Source organism: Leisingera sp. UBA4491, from assembly GCF_002388965.1.
GTDB lineage: Bacteria > Pseudomonadota > Alphaproteobacteria > Rhodobacterales > Rhodobacteraceae > Leisingera > Leisingera aquaemixtae.
This window is the reverse complement of record NZ_DGNN01000026.1, coordinates 263,500-285,192: the sequence shown is the minus strand read 5'-3', so window position 1 is coordinate 285,192 and position 21,693 is coordinate 263,500. Positions and strand designations below refer to the sequence as shown.

General features: G+C 65.2%; 18 protein-coding genes. 8 read left to right on the top strand and 10 right to left on the bottom strand.

Going from position 1 to position 21,693, the window contains the following annotated elements; all coding sequences use genetic code 11:
* Nucleotides 1-25: 25 nt before the first annotated feature.
* The 4 genes from trkA (at nt 26) to hflX (ending at nt 4,571) form a co-directional block, all read left to right on the top strand.
* Entirely contained in the window at nt 26-1,402 is a 1,377-nt protein-coding gene (gene trkA, locus B2P87_RS14935) for a Trk system potassium transporter TrkA (RefSeq protein WP_141890249.1), read from the top strand.
* Nucleotide 1,403: 1 nt separating this feature from the next.
* Complete coding sequence (locus B2P87_RS14930; RefSeq protein WP_141890250.1) at nt 1,404-2,939, top strand: TrkH family potassium uptake protein; 1,536 nt, start codon at nt 1,404-1,406, stop codon at nt 2,937-2,939.
* 121 nt (nt 2,940-3,060) lie between these two features.
* A complete protein-coding gene (hfq, locus tag B2P87_RS14925) occupies nt 3,061-3,300 on the top strand; it encodes an RNA chaperone Hfq (RefSeq protein WP_005611588.1) in 240 nt (79 codons plus the stop codon).
* The gene (hflX, locus tag B2P87_RS14920) at nt 3,300-4,571 is read left to right on the top strand and encodes a GTPase HflX (protein WP_141890251.1); all 1,272 of its coding nucleotides are present in this window, start codon (nt 3,300-3,302) and stop codon (nt 4,569-4,571) included. Before hfq ends, hflX begins: the two co-directional genes overlap by 1 nt.
* A gap of 65 nt (nt 4,572-4,636) precedes the next feature.
* Here hflX and B2P87_RS14915 read toward each other — a convergent pair whose 3' ends face one another.
* A complete protein-coding gene (locus B2P87_RS14915; RefSeq protein WP_141890252.1) occupies nt 4,637-7,111 on the bottom strand; it encodes a penicillin acylase family protein in 2,475 nt (824 codons plus the stop codon).
* Nucleotides 7,112-7,227: 116 nt separating this feature from the next.
* Between B2P87_RS14915 and B2P87_RS14910 the strand changes: the two genes are divergently transcribed.
* The gene (locus B2P87_RS14910; protein ID WP_141890253.1) at nt 7,228-8,100 is read left to right on the top strand and encodes an NAD(P)-dependent oxidoreductase; all 873 of its coding nucleotides are present in this window, start codon (nt 7,228-7,230) and stop codon (nt 8,098-8,100) included.
* A gap of 102 nt (nt 8,101-8,202) precedes the next feature.
* Here B2P87_RS14910 and B2P87_RS14905 read toward each other — a convergent pair whose 3' ends face one another.
* Both B2P87_RS14905 and hemB read right to left on the bottom strand, forming a co-directional pair.
* Nucleotides 8,203-8,778: a YSC84-related protein gene (locus tag B2P87_RS14905; RefSeq protein WP_058286811.1), complete on the bottom strand. Its 576-nt coding sequence runs from the start codon at nt 8,776-8,778 to the stop codon at nt 8,203-8,205.
* 139 nt (nt 8,779-8,917) lie between these two features.
* Entirely contained in the window at nt 8,918-9,916 is a 999-nt protein-coding gene (gene hemB / locus B2P87_RS14900; protein ID WP_141890254.1) for a porphobilinogen synthase, read from the bottom strand.
* Between the two features lie 185 nt (nt 9,917-10,101).
* Between hemB and B2P87_RS14895 the strand changes: the two genes are divergently transcribed.
* Together B2P87_RS14895 and mfd are read left to right on the top strand one after the other, a co-directional pair.
* Nucleotides 10,102-10,623 (top strand): component of SufBCD complex, encoded by a 522-nt coding sequence (locus B2P87_RS14895; protein WP_141890255.1) that lies wholly within the window; start codon nt 10,102-10,104, stop codon nt 10,621-10,623.
* 71 nt (nt 10,624-10,694) lie between these two features.
* Entirely contained in the window at nt 10,695-14,150 is a 3,456-nt protein-coding gene (mfd, locus tag B2P87_RS14890) for a transcription-repair coupling factor (RefSeq protein ID WP_141890256.1), read from the top strand.
* 55 nt (nt 14,151-14,205) lie between these two features.
* Here mfd and B2P87_RS14885 read toward each other — a convergent pair whose 3' ends face one another.
* The 4 genes from B2P87_RS14885 to B2P87_RS14870 form a co-directional block, all read right to left on the bottom strand.
* Nucleotides 14,206-15,879, bottom strand: coding sequence for a tetratricopeptide repeat protein (locus B2P87_RS14885; protein WP_141890257.1), 1,674 nt, complete (start codon nt 15,877-15,879; stop codon nt 14,206-14,208).
* A gap of 60 nt (nt 15,880-15,939) precedes the next feature.
* On the bottom strand, nt 15,940-17,163 hold the full coding sequence (locus B2P87_RS14880; protein ID WP_141890258.1) for a multidrug effflux MFS transporter: 1,224 nt from the start codon (nt 17,161-17,163) through the stop codon (nt 15,940-15,942).
* Between the two features lie 153 nt (nt 17,164-17,316).
* Nucleotides 17,317-17,982: a DsbA family oxidoreductase gene (locus B2P87_RS14875; RefSeq protein WP_141890259.1), complete on the bottom strand. Its 666-nt coding sequence runs from the start codon at nt 17,980-17,982 to the stop codon at nt 17,317-17,319.
* Entirely contained in the window at nt 17,979-19,484 is a 1,506-nt protein-coding gene (locus B2P87_RS14870) for a class I adenylate-forming enzyme family protein (protein ID WP_141890260.1), read from the bottom strand. Before B2P87_RS14870 ends, B2P87_RS14875 begins: the two co-directional genes overlap by 4 nt.
* Before the next feature lie 64 nt (nt 19,485-19,548).
* Between B2P87_RS14870 and B2P87_RS14865 the strand changes: the two genes are divergently transcribed.
* A complete protein-coding gene (locus B2P87_RS14865; RefSeq protein WP_058286818.1) occupies nt 19,549-20,172 on the top strand; it encodes a helix-turn-helix domain-containing protein in 624 nt (207 codons plus the stop codon).
* A gap of 10 nt (nt 20,173-20,182) precedes the next feature.
* On the opposite strand, the gene B2P87_RS14860 is transcribed toward B2P87_RS14865, so the two are convergent.
* From B2P87_RS14860 to B2P87_RS14850, 3 genes are all read right to left on the bottom strand, one after another.
* Nucleotides 20,183-20,374, bottom strand: coding sequence for a hypothetical protein (locus B2P87_RS14860; RefSeq protein WP_375543688.1), 192 nt, complete (start codon nt 20,372-20,374; stop codon nt 20,183-20,185).
* Between the two features lie 134 nt (nt 20,375-20,508).
* Nucleotides 20,509-21,201: an aquaporin gene (locus B2P87_RS14855; RefSeq protein WP_141890261.1), complete on the bottom strand. Its 693-nt coding sequence runs from the start codon at nt 21,199-21,201 to the stop codon at nt 20,509-20,511.
* Nucleotides 21,198-21,674: an arsenate reductase ArsC gene (locus B2P87_RS14850; protein WP_141890262.1), complete on the bottom strand. Its 477-nt coding sequence runs from the start codon at nt 21,672-21,674 to the stop codon at nt 21,198-21,200. Before B2P87_RS14850 ends, B2P87_RS14855 begins: the two co-directional genes overlap by 4 nt.
* Between the last annotated feature and the right edge of the window lie 19 nt (nt 21,675-21,693).

Here is a 21,693-nt window from a genome sequence, read left to right as displayed (position 1 = left end):
GGAAATTCCGCCAAGGGATACGCATATGAAAGTCATTATCTGCGGTGCGGGCCAGGTCGGCTGGCAGATCGCCCGGCACCTGTCCGGCGAGCACAATGACGTCACCGTTGTCGACAACAATGCAGAACTGGTGCGCCGCGCCACCGACACGCTGGATGTGCAGGGCATTCACGGCTTCGCCTCATACCCGGATGTGCTGGAGCGGGCCGGGGCGCGGGATGCGGATATGATCATCGCCGCCACCCATTCGGACGAGGTCAACATGGTGACCTGCCAGGTGGCGCATTCCGTGTTCAAGGTTCAGCGCAAGATCGCCCGGCTGCGGGCCAAAAGCTATCTGACGGCAATCTATTCCGATCTCTACCAGCGCGAGCATCTGCCGATTGACGTGGTGATCAGCCCGGAGCGGGAGGTCGCCGCGGCAGCGATGCTGCGGCTGTCGGCGCCGGCGGCGTTTGATACCGAGACCTTCATGGGCGGGATGGCGCAGCTTCTGGGCATCCAGATCGATGCCGACTGCCCGGTGGTGAACACGCCGCTGCGGCAGCTGACCGATCTGTTCTCGACGCTGCGGGCGATTGTGGTCGGGGTGCGCCGCGACGGCACCCTGTTCGCGCCGGAGCCGGGCGATCAGCTGTTCGTGGGCGACAGCTGCTATGTGTTCTGCCACGTGGACGACGTGCCCCGCACCATCGAGGTGTTCGGCAAGCACGAGAAGCGCCAGGACCGGGTGGTTGTGGTCGGCGGCGGCAACGTCGGGCTGGAAGTGGCCAAGGCGCTGGAGAGCAGCACCTCCCGGATCCGGGCCAAGGTGATCGAGCGGGACCGCAAATGCGCGGAACGCGCCGCGGAGGAGCTGGAGCGCACCATCGTGCTGCACGGCGACGGCCTGGACCGGGCGCTGCTGATCGAGGCGGGCATCGACAAGGCCGATGCGCTGCTGGCGGTCACCGATGACGACAAGACCAACATGCTGGCCGCCGTGCGCGCCAAGGCCGAGGGCTGCCCGCTGGCGATTGCGCTGGTCAACGATCCCACCCTGGTGCCGCTGCTGCCGCACCTGGGCATCGACGCCTATATCAACCCGCGCTCCACCACCGTCAGCTCGATCCTGCGCCACATCCGCTATGGCCGGGTGCGGCAGGTCTATTCGCTGGGCGACGCCGAGGCGGAGATGATCGAGGCCGAAGTGCTGTCGACCTCGCCGATTTCCGGCCAGCTGATCCGGGACACCGACTTTCCCGAAGGCGTTCTGGTTGGCGGGGTGCAGAAGAACGGCGAGATGGTGCGCCCCTCCGGCGAGATGCGGATCGAGGAGGGCGACGTGATCGCGCTCTTTGCAATGGCGGATGACGTTCCGGAGGTCGAGCGCCTGCTGCAGGTGTCGATCGACTACTTCTAAGATGCGCCGCCCGGTCCAAGCCCCCATCGGCGTGCTGCGCCTGCCGCTGTTCCTGCTGATCTGGGGCACCGCCTCGCTGGCGATGTGGCTGCCCGCGGTGCATGCGCTGGTGCTGGATGACCACCAGACATCGCGCAGTTTTTTCTATGCCGGGCTTGCCGGGGTTATCCTGGTGGTGCTGATTGCCCTGTCGATGGGCAACCGGGTGCCGCGCTACAGCATGCCCGGCCAGCTTCTGTCGCTGCTGGCAACCTTTGCGGTGCTGCCGCTGTTTCTGGCGGTGCCGGTGCAGGATGCGCTGGTGGACACCCGCTTTTTGAATGCCTACTTCGACATGGTCAGCGCGATCACCACCACCGGCGCCGATATCTGGGCGGACCCGGGGCGGCTGCCGCCCAGCGTGCATTTGTGGCGGGCCATTGTCGGCTGGCTGGGCGGGCTGCTGATGTGGATCGCCGCCTCTGCTGTGCTGGCACCGATGTCGCTTGGCGGCTTCGAAGTCACCGCCAAGGGCGGGCCGGGCAGCGGCGCTGCCGTGCCCATCCACATGGAGCGGGCCGATCCGCGCCGCCAGTTGGTGCTGGTCACCAGCACGCTGGCGCCGGTTTATGCGGGGCTGACACTGGTGCTGTGGATGCTGCTGATTATCACCGGCGAGGAGGCGCTGGCGGGGCTGAGCCACGCCATGTCGGTGATGGCCACCTCGGGGATTTCCGCAACCGGCGGGGTCGAGAACGCCGCCAGTGGCATTGCCGGCGAAATGGTGATGTTCCTGTTCATGTTCTTTGCCCTGTCGCGGCTGACCTTTTCCAGCGACACGGTGACGGCGGGCCAGGGGCGTCTGGACAAGGATCCGGAGTTCCGCACCGGGCTGCTGATCGTCTTTGGGGTGCCGCTGCTGTTGTTCCTGCGCCATTGGGTGGCCGCCTATGAGGTGGACGCCGGCGAGGATCTGCTGCAAGCGCTGCACGCGCTGTGGGGGACGCTGTTCACGGTGATGTCCTTTCTGTCGACCACCGGGTTCGAAAGCGTCCACTGGGAGGCGGCGCGCTCCTGGTCGGGGCTGGAAACCCCCGGCATGATCCTTCTGGGGCTGGCGGTGTTCGGCGGCGGCGTTGCCACCACCGCCGGCGGGGTCAAGCTGTTGCGCGTCTATGCGCTCTACCTCAACGGGCTGCGCGAGATGGAGCGGCTGGTGCATCCCAGCTCTGTCAGCGGCGAAGGCGACCGCACCAAGCGGCTGCAGAAGAACGGCGCCTTTGTGGCCTGGGTGTTCTTCATGCTGTTTGCCCTGTCGCTGGCGCTGATCAGCACAGCGCTCGCCGCGGTCGGCAATGATTTCGAGCAGTCGATCGTGCTGGCCATTGCTACGCTTGCGACCACCGGCCCGCTGACCGAAAGCGCCGCGAGCGAGCCGATTGTGCTCAGCCTGCTGACGACTCCGGCCAAGCTGATCCTGTGCATTGCCATGGTGCTGGGGCGGCTGGAGACGCTGGCCTTCATCGCGCTGCTGTCGCCAAACCTGTGGCGCAGCTGACAGCTGCTGGCCGGGTCGGCGTGTTTTTCGGTGGAAACTTGTATTTTCTCCGTTCATAGTGGTCTTTAACGTGCGTGCTGGTCCGCAGTGCGTGGCAAGAACAAAGGCGAGATAATAAAAAATGGCTTCGGACAGACAGAATCTTCAGGATGCCTTCCTGAATCACGTTCGCAAAACCAAGGTTCCGGTTACAATCTTTCTGATCAACGGGGTTAAACTGCAGGGTGTGATCACCTGGTTCGACAATTTCTGTGTGCTGCTGCGCCGCGACGGACAGTCGCAGCTGGTCTACAAACACGCGATTTCGACCATCATGCCGGCCCAGCCGATCAGTCTCTATGAGGGTGAAGACTCCAATTGATGGAGCATGAAAGGAAGCAGACCCGCGCCTGGGTGCTGCATCCGGAAATCAAATCCGACAGCGGGCGCCGCGATCCGGCCCCCGCGCTTGCGGAGGCCGTTGCGCTGGCAGCGGCCTTGCCCGATCTTGACGTGATCGGCTCAGGCGTGGTGCGCCTGCCCAAGGCGCATGCTGGAATGCTGTTCGGCTCTGGCAAGATCGAAGAGCTGGCAAGCATCCTGAAGGCGAATGAGATCGAACTGGTCCTGATTGACGGGCCGGTTTCCCCCGTGCAGCAGCGCAACCTGGAGAAGGCCTGGAAGGTCAAGATCCTCGACCGGACCGGGCTGATCCTGGAGATCTTCTCGGACCGTGCGGCGACCCGCGAAGGGGTGCTGCAGGTTGAGATGGCGGCGCTCAGCTATCAGCGGACGCGGCTGGTGCGGGCCTGGACCCACCTGGAACGCCAGCGCGGCGGCCTGGGCTTTGTCGGCGGACCCGGCGAAACCCAGATCGAAGCGGACCGGCGCGCTATCGACGACCAGCTGGTGCGGCTGCGCCGGCAGCTGGACAAGGTGGTTAAAACCCGGACCCTGCACCGCGCCTCGCGCGCCAAGGTGCCGTATCCGATTGTTGCGCTGGTGGGGTACACCAACGCCGGCAAGTCGACGCTGTTCAACCGCCTGACGGGGGCAGAGGTGATGGCCAAGGACATGCTCTTTGCCACCCTGGACCCGACGATGCGGCGGGTGGAGCTGCCGGACGGGCCGGAGATCATCCTGTCTGACACCGTGGGCTTCATCTCGAACCTGCCGACGGAACTGGTTGCCGCCTTCCGCGCCACGCTGGAAGAGGTGCTGGCCGCCGATGTGATCCTGCATGTGCGCGACATCAGCCACCACGACAGCAAGCAGCAGGCGGAAGACGTCGAGGGCATCCTGGCCTCACTGGGGGTGGACGAGAACCGCGTCCGGATCGAGGTCTGGAACAAGCTGGATCAGCTGCCTGAGGAAGAGGCCGAAGCCCGCCGCCAGCGGGCAGAACGCGAGGACGGCATCCATGCGATTTCGGCCCTGACCGGTGAGGGGCTGGACGGCCTGCTGGCCGACATTGCCGAAAAGCTGCAGGGCGTCCGCCACGAGGAAGTCCTGACCCTGACCTTTGCCCAGGGCAAGCAGCGCGCCTGGCTGTTCAAGGAAGATCTGGTGCAGCAGGAGAAGCAGACCGAGACCGGGTTTGACGTCACCGTGCTGTGGACCGACCGGCAGAGGGCCAAGTTCGACAGGCTTTGAAACGGACCTTGAAGCAAAAAAGGAAACGGGCGCCGCAGCGCCCGTTTTTTATTGCCCCGTTCTGGTCACCGGGGTGTGATCCGGGTGATGCCGACCGCAGCCGCGCGGGCCAGGTCTTCGTCCAGCGACATCGGGATGTACTCGCCGCGGCGCCACAGCTGGGCCATGTCGTCGTAATAGCGCGACAGCGGGTGGCCGGACTGGCCGGTGGACACGATGAAGACTGAGCTGTCGGGATCTGCGAAATCATAGACCCCGCGGTAGCCGGCTGCGTGGATGTTCTGGAACGGATCGGGATCCTTGCCGGAGCTTTTGCCGCGCTGCAGGGTGTTGTCGCTGCCGCTGGTGGACTGGCGGATGTTCACGAAATAGCGCAGCAGCGGCACGTTGCCCAAAACCGCATGGTCCTGCGTGGCCTGATGGGCGTCACCCCAGCGCAGCGATTCCAGCGCGCTGCCATAGCGCTCCTCGATCCAGATCAGCGCATCGTCCAGCGCCAGCCGGGCCATATCGGTGCAGGTCTCAGTCCGCGCGCTCTGGCGCACGTTGCACCAGGCGGACGCGCCCTCCACATCGCGGAAGACGCGCTCGATGAACAGCGGCTCCACATGGCGGAAGGATTTGGCCACCGGTCCCAGCTCATCCGTGATCAGCCGGGCCTGCAGCGCCCGCACCCAGGCGGCATAGATCAGCGGCTCCGGCAGATGCTCGTTCATCTCGCCGTTCCATTCGGACAGCAGGGTCAGGGCAATCTGACGCTGCCGCTCCCGGGTGCCCGCAGGGGCGGCCTCCCCGGTGAACCACAGGTCGGCGCCGATCAGCGGCAACAGCGTGCGTGCGGTGTAGGAGACCGTGTCCAGCTGCGCCTCGATAAAGCTGTCGCGGGTATGCACCTCGCGGTTCTGCATCAGCTTCTGCCAGCGGTGGATGCGCTGCGTGTCGCCCCAGTCAAAGGAGACGTGGGCCGGGAAGGTGCGGTCCAGGATCTTGTTGTTGGTGTTGCCCAGAATGCCGCCGGCGGGGCGCAGGAATTCAGGGTTATCCGCATAGGGCGCACGGCCCTGCCAGCGGTTCTCCGGGTGCCACCCCTGGCTGGGCATCCGGCCCTTGCTTTGGTGCTTGGGGTCGCGTGCCGGGAAGGCGCCGACGGTCTTCAGCGCGATGGTCTCGGCGTCTGCCAGCGTCAGGTTCTGGGAGGGCGCGATGAAATCCTCGCCCGCGGCGATGGCCTCTTGCACCGAGGTGCTGCGCATCAGGTTGATGGCCGCGCTCATCGAAGTGTCTTTGGGGCTGAGCACGGTCCAGCTGAGCGACACCACATGTCCGGGCGGAGTGATCTCTGCCAGGTTGAACATGGAGCCGGGCAGAACCGGGCCGTTGTCTGTCCAGCGCAGGGTCAGGGTGACCGGCGCCTCGTCCTTGATCTTGATGATCGACGGGCGGGTGATGAAGTCCTTGTAGCCGTCAACACTCAGGTATTCCTGCGGGTTTTCCGGGTTCAGTTTCTCGATGAACAGGTCCTGATCGTCGAGGTAGGAGGAGGTGACGCCCCAGCCCAGGCCGTCCGATCGCCCGGTGATGACGGCCGGGATGCCGGGGATGGTGCCGCCGATTACGCCGCCGGTGCCCAGTTCCAGCCGCGCCAGGTACCAGACGCCGGGGGCGCTGAGGCCCAGATGCGGGTCATTGGCCAAAAGCGTGCCGCCCGCAGCCGACCGGCTCGGCGCGGCGGCCCAGGCGTTGGAGGCGCCGGCCAGGCCGCGCGGCGCAACCGGGAACAGCAGGCTGTCTTCCTCAGTGCTGTCGGCGGAGGCGAACTGGCGGGAACCGGGCACAAGCTCGGCGTATTCGGGCAGCGCGGTGATACCGGTTCCCGGCGCATCCGGCAGAATATCCTTGATCCGGGTTTCGTCATTCAGCGCCAGCGAGGTGCGGGCGCGCAGGACCTCTTCGCGCATGTGGCCAGAGAGCTGCAGCGCCATCAGCTTCATGATCGCGATGCTGTCGGCGGGCTGCCAGGGCGGTAGCGGCATGCCGAACAGGAACATCTCCGGCGCGCCGCGGCCAAGCGCGTCCTCATTGATCTCCAGCAGCCGGGCGTTGACGCCTGCGGCATAAGACTTGAGCGCTGCCATCGCTTCGGGCGATTGCACCTCCACCGATTGCTGCGCCAGCCGGTACAGGTCCAGCCGCCGCAGATAGGTGTCGGTCTCCACCGTGCGGGTGCCGAAGATCTCCGACAGGCGGCCCTGGGCGGTGCGCCGCATCACCGCCATCTGCCACAGCCGGTCCTGGGCATGGGCATAGCCGAGGCCGAAATAGACATCCTCGTCGCTGGCGCCATAGCTGCCGAAGATATGCGGCACATTGGCATTGTCGCGGACAATCTCAACCGGTGAGGACAGGCCGGGCAGGGCGAGTTCCTTGTCATACTCGGGCAGCGACTGCGCGGCGAGGTAGTAGATCAGCAGGGCGGCGAGAACGCTCAGCAGAATCAGCCCCGCAGCAATGCGCAGAAGCCAGCGGAAAAGATGTCCCATCAGCGGTTGTTTCCCATTGGGTTTTTGTCATTTACACCGGCCGGCAGATTGCGCCCTGCGGCGGCGGTGGTAGGGTTGGCGACAACATATGCGAAGACAGATCAAGGGAAAAGCAGATGGCAAAAATCGCGTTTCTGGGCCTCGGCGTCATGGGCTATCCGATGGCCGGGCACCTGCAGGCCGCGGGCCATGAGGTCACCGTCTACAACCGCACGGAAGCCAAGGCCAAGGCCTGGGCCAAGGAGCACGGCGGCCATTTTGCCGCCACCCCGCGCGCCGCGGCCTCCGGGGCGGAGTTTGTGATGGCCTGCGTGGGCAACGACGATGACCTGCGCTCGGTGTGCTTGGGGGCGGATGGCGCCTTTGCCGGCATGTCCAAGGGGGCGGTGTTTGTCGACCACACCACGGTGTCGGCCAAAGTGACGCGCGAGCTTTACGCAGCAGCGCAGCAGCACGGCGCCGCCTTTGTGGATGCGCCGATTTCCGGCGGCCAGGCCGGCGCGGAGAACGGCGCGCTGTCGGTCATGTGCGGCGGTGATGAGGATGCCTATATGCGCGCTGAGCCGGCGATTGATGCCTATGCCCGCATCTGCCGCCGCATCGGCGAGAGCGGTGCCGGGCAGATGACCAAGATGTGCAACCAGATCGCCATTGCCGGTCTGGTGCAGGGGCTGAGCGAGGCGCTGCATTTCGCCGAAAAGGCGGATCTGGACGGGCGCGCGGTGGTCGAGGTGATCAGCCAGGGCGCGGCGGGCAGCTGGCAGATGGCGAACCGCTATGAAACCATGCTGGACGATCATTTCGAACACGGGTTCGCGGTGGACTGGATGCGCAAGGATCTGGGCATCTGCCTGGATGCCGCGAATGAAACCGGCGCCAGCCTGCCGGTGACGGCGCTGGTCGATCAGTTCTACAAGGATGTGCAGAAGATGGGCGGCGGGCGCTGGGACACCTCGTCGCTGTTCAAGCGGCTGCGCCAGCTGGGCTGAGCAGAAAGAAAAATGGCCTTTCCGGCTGGAAAGGCCATGCCTCCGGCGGGGATATTTCAGGCCAGAAGAAAGCGCGGGTCCTTGCTGGCCTGGACCGCGTCCTCAGGGGATGATGCGGGTGTATTTGGTGCCTTCCAGGGTGGCGCCCACCCGCAGGCCGGCCTGGCCGAAGACGGCGGCGAGCACCGGCGAGGTCAGCGTATTGGTGTCGGCGGTCAGCGAATTGCCCTCGTCGCGGATCACGTATTCCACATCGGCCCCTGCGGCCCAGCCGGAGGAGCGGCGGAAGCCGGCCAGCGCGTCCTCGGTCATGAAGAACAGCACATGGGCATACTGCTGGGCGCCGATCTGCAGGCCTGCGTTGCCCTTGACGGTGGAATAGTAGTCCACGGTCACGCCGTTGATCCGCAGCGCGCCGCGGCCATAGGCGCCGCCAAAGACAAAGCCGGCCTCAGTGACCAGCGGCATCACCAGCATCCCGGTCGACTTTTCGGCCAGGGTGCGGGTGTTGGGGAACTGGCTGTACATCTGGTTCAGCGTCGCGTCGACGCGGGCGTCGATGGTTGCGGCGTTGCTGTTGCCGACGCCGTTGCCGCAGGCGGCGGTGACGCCGGCACCGGCCAGGGCGGCCAGGGCAAAGCCGCGGCGGGTCATGCGGGAAGAGGAAAAACTGCTCATTTCTCAGGTGCCTGTTATGATTTTCTGCAAGGCCGGTTTGGCCCGGCTCTGCGCTTGTGTATACGCGGAAAACCGCTGCCTGTCATCAATAGCAAAGCGGTTATTGGCGGCTTCCCGCTGAATTGATCCGGCGCCGGTGTCAGCCGTTCAGCAGCTTGGCCGCGGCCGGGGCGAAATAGGTCAGGATGCCGTTGCACCCGGACCGCTTGAACGCCATCAGGCTTTCCATCATCACTTTCTCGCCGTCAATCCAGCCGTTCTGCGCCGCGGCCTGGATCATCGCGTATTCGCCGGAGACCTGATAGGCATAAGTCGGCACGCCAAAGGCGGATTTCACACGGTGGCAGATGTCCAGATAGGCGATGCCGGGTTTGACCATCACCATGTCGGCGCCTTCCATCAGGTCGCGCTCGATCAGCCGCAGCGCCTCGTCGCTGTTGGCCGGGTCCATCTGATAGGTCTTCTTGTCGCCCTTCAGCGCACCGGACGCCCCGACCGCATCGCGGAACGGCCCGTAATAGGCAGAGGCGTATTTCGCCGCATAGGAGAGGATCGCGACGTTGTGGTGGCCGGCCTGCTCCAATCCCGCGCGCATCGCACCGATGCGTCCGTCCATCATGTCGGACGGGCCGATGATGTCCGCCCCGGCATCGGCCTGGGCCAGGGTCATCTTGACCAGCGCCTCCACCGTTGCGTCATTGACGATCTCGCCGTCCACCACATAGCCGTCATGGCCGTTGATATTGTAGGGATCCAGCGCCACGTCGGTCATCACCGCAATCTCCGGCGCCGCGTCCTTGATGGCGCGGATCGCGCGGTTGGTCAGGTTGTCCGGGTTCCAGGCCTCGGCGCAGTCCTCGGTCTTGAGCGAAGCGTCGGTATAGGGAAACAGGCAGATGGCCGGGATTCCCAGCGCCTGCGCCTCGGCTGCGGCTGCGGCGATCCTGTCGACCGAGCGGCGCATCACGCCGGGCATCGAGGCGACCGGTTCCTCAACGCCGTCGCCGTCGCGGACAAACACCGGCCAGATGAAGTCGGACGGGGTCAGGGTGTTTTCCTGCACCAGATTGCGGATCGCCTGGCTGGCGCGGGTGCGGCGCAGGCGGGCGGCGGGAAAGGGCGCGACGGTGGGCTTCATGGCGGTCTCTCGTTTTGGCTGGCCCATGGGTGGCATGGAAGCGGCCCCGGGAACAAGGGGCACATTCGCCGCGCCGGAAAACTTGTGCAACCTGCGGGGCTTGCCTGTGCGCGCTTCCCGGTTGATATAGGTCCGGTTGACGATATTCCGGCCCGGAGATCTGCGGGCGCAAGATGGGGGCTGGCGTGGATCTGCTTCACATTATCTATGAGATGATTGAGCTGCGGTCATTCTCCAACCTGTGGTACTGGATTTCGCTGGCGGTGCTGTGGTCCTCAGCCAGCCATTGGATCCTGGGGGTGCCCTATGACATGGTCTACAGGGCGCAGCGCAAGGGCGGCCAGGCGGAACAGGACCTGGAGGATATCGCCCGGGTCAACGTGAACCGGCTGATGTATATCTCCGAAGTGTCGGGGCCTTGGCTGGTGGCGCTGTCCTGTTTCCTGCTGTCCGGTCTGGCGATGCTGGGCTTTGTCTATCTGCTGGAAATCGCCCAGGCGGTGTTTCTGCTCGCCTTCCCGATGGCGGTGGTCGGGGTGATCAGCTATTTCACCGCCCGCCGCATCGCGCAGGAAAAGGCAACGGGTGAGGCGCTGCGCAGGCGCCTGGCCTTTTGCCGCCTGTATATCCAGTTCATCGGCGTCATATCCATTGTGGTCACCGCGTTCTGGGGCATGTATCAGAACCTGACGATCGGAGCATTGTGACAGGCGGCGCGGCAGGCGGCCGGGCAGGTGCCGGGCCGGCGCGCCTGGCGGATTTCTGGAGAGGATAACGCATGGCACAGCGTGCAATCACCATGGGCGGCGCGCCCGAAGGGTTCGACGCCCGGCTGATCCTGAAAGAGGTTCAATCCTCCGGCGCGCCGGTCCTGCATGTGGCGCGCGACGACAAGCGGATGGAGGCGATGCGGGCCGCGCTGGCCTTCTTTGCGCCGGAGATGCCGGTTTTCGTGTTCCCGGGCTGGGACTGCCTGCCCTATGACCGGGTGTCGCCCAACGCAGACATCTCCGCTGCGCGGATGGCCACCCTGGCGGCGCTGGTGCACCAGATGCCCAAGCAGTTCGTGCTGCTGACCACGCTCAACGCCGCCAGCCAGCGGGTGCCTGCGCGCGATGTGCTGCGCGAGGCGGCCTTCACCGCCCGGGTTGACCAGCGGATTGATGAGGACGCGCTGCGCAGCTTCCTGGTCCGCATGGGGTTCACCCAAAGCCCGACGGTGATGGAGCCGGGTGATTATGCCATCCGCGGCGGCATCATCGATATCTTCCCGCCGGGCGAAAGCGGTCCGGTGCGGCTGGACCTGTTCGGCGACGTGCTGGACGGTGCGCGGCGGTTCGATCCGGTGTCGCAGCGCACGACGGAAAAGCTGGAGGTGGTGGAGCTGGCGCCGGTCTCCGAGGTGATTCTGGATGAGGCGGCGATCACCCGGTTCCGGCAGAATTACCGGATTGAATTCGGCGCAGCCGGGACCGACGACCCCCTCTATGAAGCGGTGAGCGCGGGGCGCAAGCATCAGGGGATCGAGCACTGGCTGCCGTTTTTTCATGAGAAGCTGGAGACCCTGTTCGACTACCTGCCGCGGGCCTCGGTGACGCTCGATGACCAGGTGACGCCGGCGCGTCTGGCGCGCTGGGACAGCATCGAGGACCAGTATCAAACCCGCAAGCACGCGATGGCGCAGAAGGGGCGGATCGACACGGTTTACAAACCCGCGCCTCCGGGGCTGCTGTACCTGGACGATGCCGCTTGGGAGGCGGCGGTGGCGGACATGCGCGTGGTGCAGTTCCATCCGCTGCCGCAGGCGTCCGGGCCTGGCACGGTGGATGCGGGCGGGCGCATCGGCCGCAACTTCGCGCCCGAGCGGCAGCAGGAAAACATCAGCCTGTTCGGGGCCTTGGCCGCGCATATTAAAGCGCGGATGCAGGAGGGGCCGGTTTTGGTCGCCTCCTACTCCGAAGGTGCGCGGGAGCGTCTGACCGGGCTGATCGAGGATGAGGGCCTGGCGGAAGCCATTCCGGTGATGGACGGAACCCGCATCGGCAAGTCCGGCCTGCATCTGGCGGTCTGGGCGCTGGAACACGGGTTCGAGGCGCCGGGCCTAACGGTGATCTCCGAACAGGACGTGCTGGGCGACCGGCTGATCCGGGCACCGAAGAAACGCCGCAAGGCGGAGAACTTCCTAACCGAAACCCAATCGCTCACCCCCGGCGATCTGGTGGTGCATGTGGACCACGGCATCGGCCGCTACAAAGGTCTGGAAGTGGTGACGGCCGCGGGTGCGGCGCATGAATGCATCCTGCTGGAATACGCCGAACAGGCCAAGCTGTACCTGCCGGTCGAAAACATCGAGTTGCTGTCCAAATACGGCCATGAGGAAGGCCTGCTGGACCGGCTTGGCGGCGGCGCCTGGCAGGCGAAGAAAGCCAAGCTCAAGGAACGCATCCGCGAGATGGCGGACAAGCTGATCCGCATCGCGGCGGAGCGCGCCCTGCGCAAGGCGCCGGTGATGGACCCGCCGCCCCACGCCTGGGAGGAGTTCTCCGCCCGCTTCCCCTATCAGGAGACCGACGACCAGCTGCGCGCCATCGAGGATGTGATGGAGGATCTGCACTCCGGCCAGCCGATGGACCGGCTGATCTGCGGCGACGTCGGATTTGGCAAGACCGAGGTGGCAATGCGCGCGGCCTTTGTCGCGGCAATGTCCGGGCTGCAGGTGGCCGTGGTCGCGCCGACCACGCTGCTGGCCCGCCAGCACGCTGCCTCCTTCAAGGGCCGGTTCCGCGGATTTCCGTTGGAAGTCAGGCAGCTATCGCGCTTTGTTGCCGCGAAAGAGGCCAGCAAAACCCGCGAGGGGCTGGGCAAGGGGACGGTCGATATCGTGGTCGGCACCCATGCCGTACTGGCCAAGAACATCAAGTTCCAGAACCTCGGCCTGCTGATCATCGACGAGGAGCAGCACTTTGGCGTCGCCCATAAGGAGCGGCTGAAACAGCTGCGCAGCGACATCCATGTGCTGACCCTGACGGCCACGCCGATCCCGCGCACGCTGCAGCTCAGCCTGACGGGCGTGCGGGATCTGTCGATCATCGGCACGCCGCCCGTCGACCGCCTGGCCATCCGCACCTATGTCAGCGAATTCGACAGCGTCACCATCCGCGAGGCGCTCCTGCGCGAGCATTACCGCGGCGGCCAAAGCTTCTATGTGGTGCCGCGGATCACTGACCTGCCGGAGGTCGAGGAGTTCCTGAAAGCGCAGCTGCCGGAGCTGACTTACGTCGTGGCGCACGGCCAGATGGCGGCGGGGGAACTCGACGACCGGATGAACGCCTTCTACGACGGCAAATACGATGTGCTGCTGGCCACCACGATTGTGGAAAGCGGTTTGGATATTCCAACTGCCAACACGATGGTCGTGCACCGCGCCGACATGTTCGGCCTGTCGCAGCTCTATCAGATCCGGGGCCGTGTCGGGCGCTCCAAAACCCGCGCCTATGCCTATCTCACCACCAAGCCGCGCCAGCGCCTGACTCCGGCCGCTGAAAAGCGCCTGAGGGTGCTGGGTTCGCTCGATACGCTGGGCGCGGGCTTTACCTTGGCCTCGCAAGACCTTGATATCCGGGGCGCCGGCAACCTCTTGGGGGAGGAGCAGTCGGGTCAGATGCGGGATGTCGGCTACGAGCTCTACCAGTCGATGCTGGAAGAGGCGATTGCCAAGATCAAGGCGGGTGAGATGGAAGGGCTGTCGGATGCCGACGACCAATGGGCGCCGCAGATCAACCTGGGCGTTCCGGTGCTGATCCCCGAGGACTATGTGCCGGATCTGGACGTGCGCCTGGGCCTTTACCGCCGTTTGTCGTCGCTCTCGACCAAGGTGGAGCTGGAAGGCTTCGCGGCGGAGCTGATCGACCGTTTCGGCAAGCTGCCCAAGGAAGTGAACACGCTGATGCTGGTGGTGCGGATCAAGGCGATGTGCAAACGCGCAGGGATCGCCAAGATGGACGGCGGCCCGAAGGGCGCAACGATCCAGTTCCACAACGACAAATTCGCGTCGCCGCAGGGGCTGGTGGACTTCATCCAAGGCCAAAACGGGCTGGCCAAGGTGAAGGACAACAAGATTGTCGTGCGCCGGGACTGGAAGAAGGACGCCGACAAGATCAAGGGCGCCTTTGCCATTGCCCGCGATCTGGCAGAAAAAGTCGTGGCCGAGAAGAAGAAGGCAAAGGCCGGGTAACGGGTGCCAGGGAAATTCAAATTTCCTTGGCAAATTTCGTTCTCAAGAAATTTTCTCAGCCGCAGCAGTTGTCTGGCGCCATGGCAGCCTGAGCACAGAAGCAGGAGGCGCCCACGGCCCGGTCAGCGCGTGCCAGCGCCAGATCCAGTTTCTGCTTTATGTGTTTTATCTCAATATCTTCTCCGCGGGCCTTCAGGCAGTCGTGCAGGCCCTTGAGGCTCCAGATATTGTCCGGATGCACCGAGGCGCGCGGCAGGCTGCCGTCCAGCCCGAGGTCGGCGCGGTAGACCGCTTCGGCCTCTGCCACCTGTCCCTGCTCAAACAGCAGCGCCCCCAGTGCGTGGCGGGTGGGCTGCATCCAGCCCCAGGGTTCATCGTAAGGCAGGTTGTCATCGAGCTCCGCTGAGCGGCGCAGATGGACAAAGGCCGTGCCGTAATTGCCCTTGCGGTACTCGATCTCGCCGCGCAGCATTTCCGCTGCGATGTCAAGCAGATCCACGACGCGGTTGTTGTGGAGAAGCCGGGTGTCCGGCACCCGGGCCTTGGCCGCTAGGAACTGCTGTTCCTCCGCTTCAGCCTCCGCCACGCGGCCCGTTGCGGCAAAGGCGATGGCGCGGGCGTAATGCGTATTGGCCGTGAGGGTCCGGTACAGTTCCTGGTCCGCAGGCGGCTCCAGCGCCATCGCCTCCTCCCAGCGCCCGAAGCGGACAAGAATATGCGGGTGCATCGCCATGTAGCTCTCGAAGTAATCCGCCATCGGCGGGCTTTCGATCCGCAGCATGTCTTCCGGCGTGGTGTCCAGAATGCCCTGATTGGCCGCAAGTGCAGGTTCGATCTGGCCCAGGAACATCGCGCCGAAAATGACGAAGTGGCAGTTGTGCTGGCGGTAGCCGGTATAGATGTTGAAGGCGCCTTCGCGATGGTAGTATTTGAGGTCTGCCTCAATCGCCTTGAGGTTCCAATGCACCACGCTGTGGTAGTCGCCGCACAGCACGTCGATATGGGTCGGCATATGCACCAGATGGCCCGCATCCGGCACCAGCGTGCGCAGCACGTCGGCAGCCTTCAGCGCCTTTTCCGGCGCCGGCGACATCTCCATCAGATGCACATAAAGATGCAGCAGGCCGGGGTGCTGCATGGCGCCGGGGGCGTTGTCCATCGCCCATTCCAGAACCTCCTGCGCTTCCAGCGTGGCGGCGCCGTCGGCGGGCTTGCCGGCTTTCAGGTCCCACATCTGCCAGGGCGTCAGGTTCAACAGGCTCTCGGCATAGACCGTGCGCAGGTCCAGGTGATCGGGGCAGGCGGCAAAGGCCGCGCGCATCGCATCGGCAAAGGCGTAATCCCAGGCGTGCATGTCCTCCACCGCCTCGCGCTGGGGATAGCGGGCCTGCAGGGCGCGGATCAGCTGCTGTTCCGCCTCAGAGCAGCCCTCGATGCAGGCCTGCGCCGATCGGGCCGCGTCATAGGCCTCCGCCAGCGCCTTGGCGCGGCCCTTATCGTCGCGCAAGGCCCAGGGCAGGTTGTAGTTCGGGCCGGCCGCATAGGCCACGCCCCAATGGGCCATGGCACAATCCGGGTCATGTTCCAACGCGCGCTGGAAACAGGCGATGGCTTCTTCGTGATTGTAGCCATAGGTCCAGATCAGGCCGCGGTCGAACCAGCGCTGCGCCTCGGGCGAGCTGGTGGTCACCGGGCAGGAATAGCAGCCGAGGTCATAATCGTAGCCCATGAAATAACCTCCCCAAATGATTGGAGAGGTTAGGGTTTGGCTTGCGCGCCGGCAAGGCCGTTATTCGGCGGGCAGCCGCGCCTCGGCCTTGGCCATCTGCAGCATCAGCACAAACGCAAGCGCCGCCATGGTCAAGAGGCCCGCGCCCAGCGGCAGCAGGGAGCCGTCGAACAGCAGCCCGACCGGGGCCGCAATGGCCGCGGCCAGAACGGTGGAGATCGCCCCGATCACCGAGGCCGCCATGCCGGCGATATGGCCCATCGGCTCCATTGCGATGGCATTCAGGTTGCCCAGCGTGGTGCCGGCCAGGAAAAACACGCTGGTCTGCCAGGCGATGAACAGGCCGAACAGCAGCCCGCCCGGCAGCGGGGTGGAGCTAAGGAACAGCATGGCGGCAGAGGCAACCATCTGCGCCGCCAGCGACCAGGTCACGATGCGCCGCATCCCGACCCGGACCACGATGGCAGCGTTCAGCAGGCTCGCTGTCCCCGCCATCAGCGCCACAAAGCCAAACCAGAACGGGAAGCTTTCGGCGCGGTCAAAGATCACGTCATAAACCGGCTGCACCATGGTCAGCATGGTGAACAGCATACCCAGGCACAGGGTCTGCACCATGATCGACAGGCGCACGGTGGGATGGCCCAGCATCTCCGTCACCGCGCCCAGCAGCAGAGGCAGGCGGAACGGGCGGCGGTTTTCGCGCGGCAGGGTTTCCGGCAGGCGCAGCCCCATCCACATCACCACGATGACGGCAAAGATGGCGAAGGCCAGAAAGATGCCGCGCCACCCGGAAAACGCGATGATGCCCGCGCCCAGCATCGGCGCGAAGGCGGGCACCAGGGTAAAGATCATCATCGCAATCGACATCAGCCGCGCCATTTCCCGGCCTGCGTACAGGTCGCGCACGATGGCGATGCCGACGATGCGCGGCCCGGCGGCCCCCAGTCCCATCACCACACGCGACGCCAGCAGCAGCTCCAGCGAGTGCGACCGCCAGGCAACGGCGGCGGCAAGGATGTAGAGCACGGCACCGCCGGCAATCACGCGCTTGCGGCCAAAGGCATCGGACAGCGGCCCGGTGAAGAAGGTGCCGATCCCCATGCCCAGCACAAAAGACGTCAGGACCAGCTGCGCTTGGTTCGCGTCGTCCGGGCTCAGCGCCGCGCCGATCTCGGGCAGGGCGGGCAGCATCGCGTCGATTGAAAAGGCAATGGTGGCAAACATCATCGCGATCAGCGCGATGAACTCAGCCTTGGCCATGCCATGGGCGGGGGACTGTGACATCTGAAACCTCTAACAGCTCTTCAGAGGGTTCCGGCGTAATAGGGCCAGTCTGGGAGCCGTCCGGTTCCGCTACCATAAACCAGCCAGCCGTGCCAGCGCCCGGTTGCACAGGATCCTGTGCATAGTTGCGATGCTAAGGACTTTTGCGGCCGCCTATTCGCCGTCTTCTGCCTTCAGCTGCTGCAGGATGTCTTCAATGACCTGCTTCCACAGCTCCGGCGGCTGGGCGCCGGGCACTGCGTGCTGGCTGGCGACAATGAAGGTCGGGACAGAGGTCACGCCCATCTTGCGGGAATGCGCGTCGCGGTCGCGGATCACCTGCACATCGCTGTCGCCCTCCAGCAGGCGGGAGACCACATCCGCGTCCATGCCGGCGTCTTGTGCGATTTCCGCCAGAACGGCGTGGCCGCCAATGTCCCTGGCATCCACGAAATAGGCCTTGAACAAGGCATCCACGACCTGGCTCTGCTTGCCCTCAATCCCGGCCCAATGGATCAGCCGGTGCGCGTCCAGCGTGTTGGGGGTGCGCTTCATGCCCTCGAAATTGATGGTCAGCCCGGCCTTCTCCGCGTGCTCCACCACCGGCGCGTAGGCTTTGATCGCGGCCTCTTTGCCGCCGAACTTGCGTTCCAGGTAGTCGCGCCGGTCCATGCCCTCGCGCGGCATGTCGGGGTTCAGCTGGAACGGGTGCCACTCGATCACGAACGGATGGTCCGGCACTTCGGCCAGCGCCTTGTCCAGATGGGTCTTGCCGATATAGCACCAGGGGCAGATCGGGTCTGACAGGATGTCGAGCTTGACGGCGGGCATTTGGGTCATCCTTTGAACAGGGCGGGCAGGGCGCGGCGCAGCAGTTTGCCGTTGGCGCCGGTGGGCAGCGCGTCCAGGTGGACATAGGCGCGGGGCTGCTTGTAGCGGGCCAGGCGGCGGGATGCAAAGGCCTGCAAGTCTTCCGTCTTCAACTCTTCGGGACCGGTATAGAAGGCGGCGATGACATAGGTGTCTTCCTTCACCTCCACCGCGGCGGCGCCGGCCTGGGTGATGCCCGGATGGGCCGCCAGCGCGGTTTCGACCTCGATCGGGGAAACCCGGTAGCCGCCCGCATTCATCATGTCGTCGCCGCGCCCCAGATAGCGGATCTGCCCGTCTGGCGACATCGCGCCCTGGTCGCCGGTCAGGAACCATTCGCCCTGGTAGCGGGCCGCGGTTTCCTCCGGCGCGTTCAGATAGCCGAGCATCAGCCCGGGGTCGGAACGGTGGATGGCGATGGTGCCTTCCTCGCCCATCGGCACCGGCCCGTCAGCGCCGGTGATTGCCACCCTGCGGCCTGGCTGCGGCCGGCCCAGGGCGCCGTCCTGCGCCGGGTGCGAGGGGGACGCGGAAATGAAGGTTGAGCATTCCGACATGCCAAACGCCTCGTACAGCCCGCGGCCGGTGGCGGCGGCCCAGCTTTCGTAAAGGTGGCGTGAGAGCTTTTCACCTGCGCAAAGCCCGTGCCGCAGGTCCGGCAGGTCCAGCGGGCCGCCGCGCAGCATCTTGCGGTAGACCCCGGGGGCCGCGGCGAAAAGGGTCGCGCGGTGCCGCCGCAGCAGCTCCGGCAGGTCTTCGGGCGGGGTTCCGGGGGCCGGGATCAGCGCCGTCGCGCCGGCGGCCCAAGGGTCCATCAGCCCGGTGCCCAGGGTGTAGGTCCAGTTGAAGGCACCGGCGTGCAGCAGCCGGTCCTGTTCGGTCAGCCCGTACCAGCCGTCCACCATCATTTGCCGTGCCCAAACCGCCCTGTGGGCATGCGCCACGGCGCGCGGATTTCCGCTGGTGCCGGAGGTGTAGACCACGTAAGCCAGCCTGTCCGGCTCTGCGAAGGCATAATCGCAGGGGGCGAGCCGGTGCATCTCCAGCAATCGCGCGGTGCTGATCTGCACCGGGTGACTCGCACAGGCCACTGCCGGATCCCGCAGAACCGCCGCAGGCTTCAGATCCGCGATGATCCGGGCGGTTTCGACCTCCGTCAGCTGGGCCGAGGCAGGCACCGGCACCAGCCCGGCGGCAATGGCGCCGAGATAGGCCACCGGAAACTCAACCGTGTTCCCGAGCCGCATCAGGACAATGTCGCCAGGGGCCAGGCCAGCCGCCAGCAGCCCGGTTCCGGTACCGCGCACCGCCGCTTCCAGCCGGGCAAAGCTCCAGTCATCGCTTCCATCACCGGTCAGAACCGACAGCGCGGTCTTCTCCGCCAGGCGCCCGGCATGGCGCAGCACATGGGCAGCCAGGTTGAAGGGAGACGGGCAGGGCGCGAACGGCCCCTGATCAAAAACAGACAGCATGGCAAATGGCTAGCCTGCGCTGTCCTGCGTTGCAAGGCGCGCAGGTGCGGCTTATAGAGTGCGTATGACTGGCCGTGACCCGAAATCCCTGATCACCATCGCCCGTGCCAACGGCGGCGAAGACGACGCAGAGCCGCTGGATCTGGGCGCCCGGGTGCGGGAGCTGCGCAAGGCGCGGGACTGGACGCTGGAACATGCGGCCAATCAGGCCGGGCTGGCGCGGTCCACCCTGTCCAAAATCGAAAACGGCCAGATGTCACCGACTTACGAGGCGCTGAAGAAGCTGGCCGTGGGCCTGCAGATCTCGGTGCCGCAGCTGTTCACCCCGCCGCAGCGCGATCAGGTGAACGGGCGGATGACGGTGACCAAATCCGGCGACGGATCGGCCCATGCCACCGCCACCTACGAGCATGAGCTGCTGGCCGACGGGCTGACCCGCAAGCAGATGCTGCCCTACCGGGCCCGGGTGCGGGCGCGGTCGATGGAGGAATTCGACGGCTGGGTGCGCCATGACGGCGAGGAATTCCTGTATGTGCTGACCGGCGTGGTCAAGCTGTACACGGAATTCTATGAGCCGATTGAGATGCGCCGCGGCGACAGCGCCTATTACGACGCGGCCATGGGGCACAACGTCATCTCCGTCAGCCCCGAAGATGCCATGATCCTCTGGGTAACATCGCTGGCCTGACGGCCGGGCGCTAGTGCTTGCGCCCGTCCAGCTCTCTCAGCAGGCTTTCGATGTAGAGGAAATCATCCACCTCCTCCCTGGCTTCATTCAAGGTGAGGTGATGGGTTCGGGCCAAGTAGGCAACGAATTTGTCCCGGTCATCCAGTATGGATGGCGCATTGCTGGCTTTCAGGTGCGGAAAGCGCTGTTTGATGCGGGGCATCCTGTCAATCCAGCTGGCAGCTGCTGCTTGTACAGGCATCGGGGGGCACTCCCTGACAAACGGTTTATGATTTTTTGGACCCCCATCGTATCACTTTTCCGGCAAGTTTGTAACGGCCCGCCGGGGCCGCCGGATCACCCCTGCCGGGCTCGGCGGGTTTCTGCCGTCGCGGAGGGCGCGGCAAACAGACGGGTCAGCACAATGTGGCCAATGCCGACCGCAATCAGCTGCATCGCGATGAACATCGGAATGTGGCCCGGATAGATGCCTGCGAAGGTGTCGGTGAAGCCGCGGGCGATGGTCACCGCCGGATTGGCAAAGCTGGTGGAGGACGTGAACCAATAGGCGCCGGTGATGTAAAGGCCAACCAGCGGTGGAACGGCGTCGGGACGCGACCGCAGCCCGCCGAAGATCACGAACAGCAGGCCAAAGGTGGCCAGGATCTCGGAAAACCACTGACCGCTTCCGGTGCGGTGCATGGTGGCGGAGCTTTGCAGAATTGCAAGATCGAACATCGCATGGCAGGCCCAGACGCCCAGGATGCCGCCGGCTGTCTGCGCCAGCATATAGGGGGCCGCCGCGCGCCAGGGATGCTCGCGGCGCAGGGCAAAGGCAAGGGTCACCGCCGGATTGAAATGGGCGCCGGAAACCGGACCCAGGGTGGTGATGATCACATAGAGCATACAGCCGGTGGCCACGGCATTGGCCAGCAGCGCCAGGGCCACGTTACCGTCCGCAAGGGTCTCCGCCATAATGCCGGACCCCACCACACCAACCAGCAGCATCGCGGTGCCCAGGCCCTCGGCCAGAAGTTTCTGCGCGGTCATGCGATCTCTCCAATCCGGTTGAGCTGCTGCGCCAGGTCCGCTGGCGCCATGGTTTCGAACGGCATCTCCAGCAGCGCCTTGGCGCGCTTTTCCAGCGTGGCATAGGCGGCGCGGAAGGCGGCGTCCCAGTCCGGCTGCTGGGACGCTGCGGGGTCTTCGACACCCCAGTGGGCGCGCACCGGCGCGCCGGGCCAGATCGGGCAGGTTTCGCCGGCAGCAGAGGCGCAGACGGTAATCACCACATCCATCTCCGGCGCGTCCTCGGCGGCGAACTCATCCCAGCTTTTGGAGCGGGCGCCGGCGGTGCCGTGGCCCAGTTCCGTGAGCAGCACCAGCGATTGGGGATGCACCTTGCCGGTCGGGTTGGAGCCTGCGGAATACGCGCGCACGCGGCCTGCGCCCAGCGTGTTGAAAATCGACTCCAGCAGGATGGAGCGTGCGGAGTTGCCCGTGCAGAGGACAAGAATGTTCATGGATGAGGACCGTGCTTGA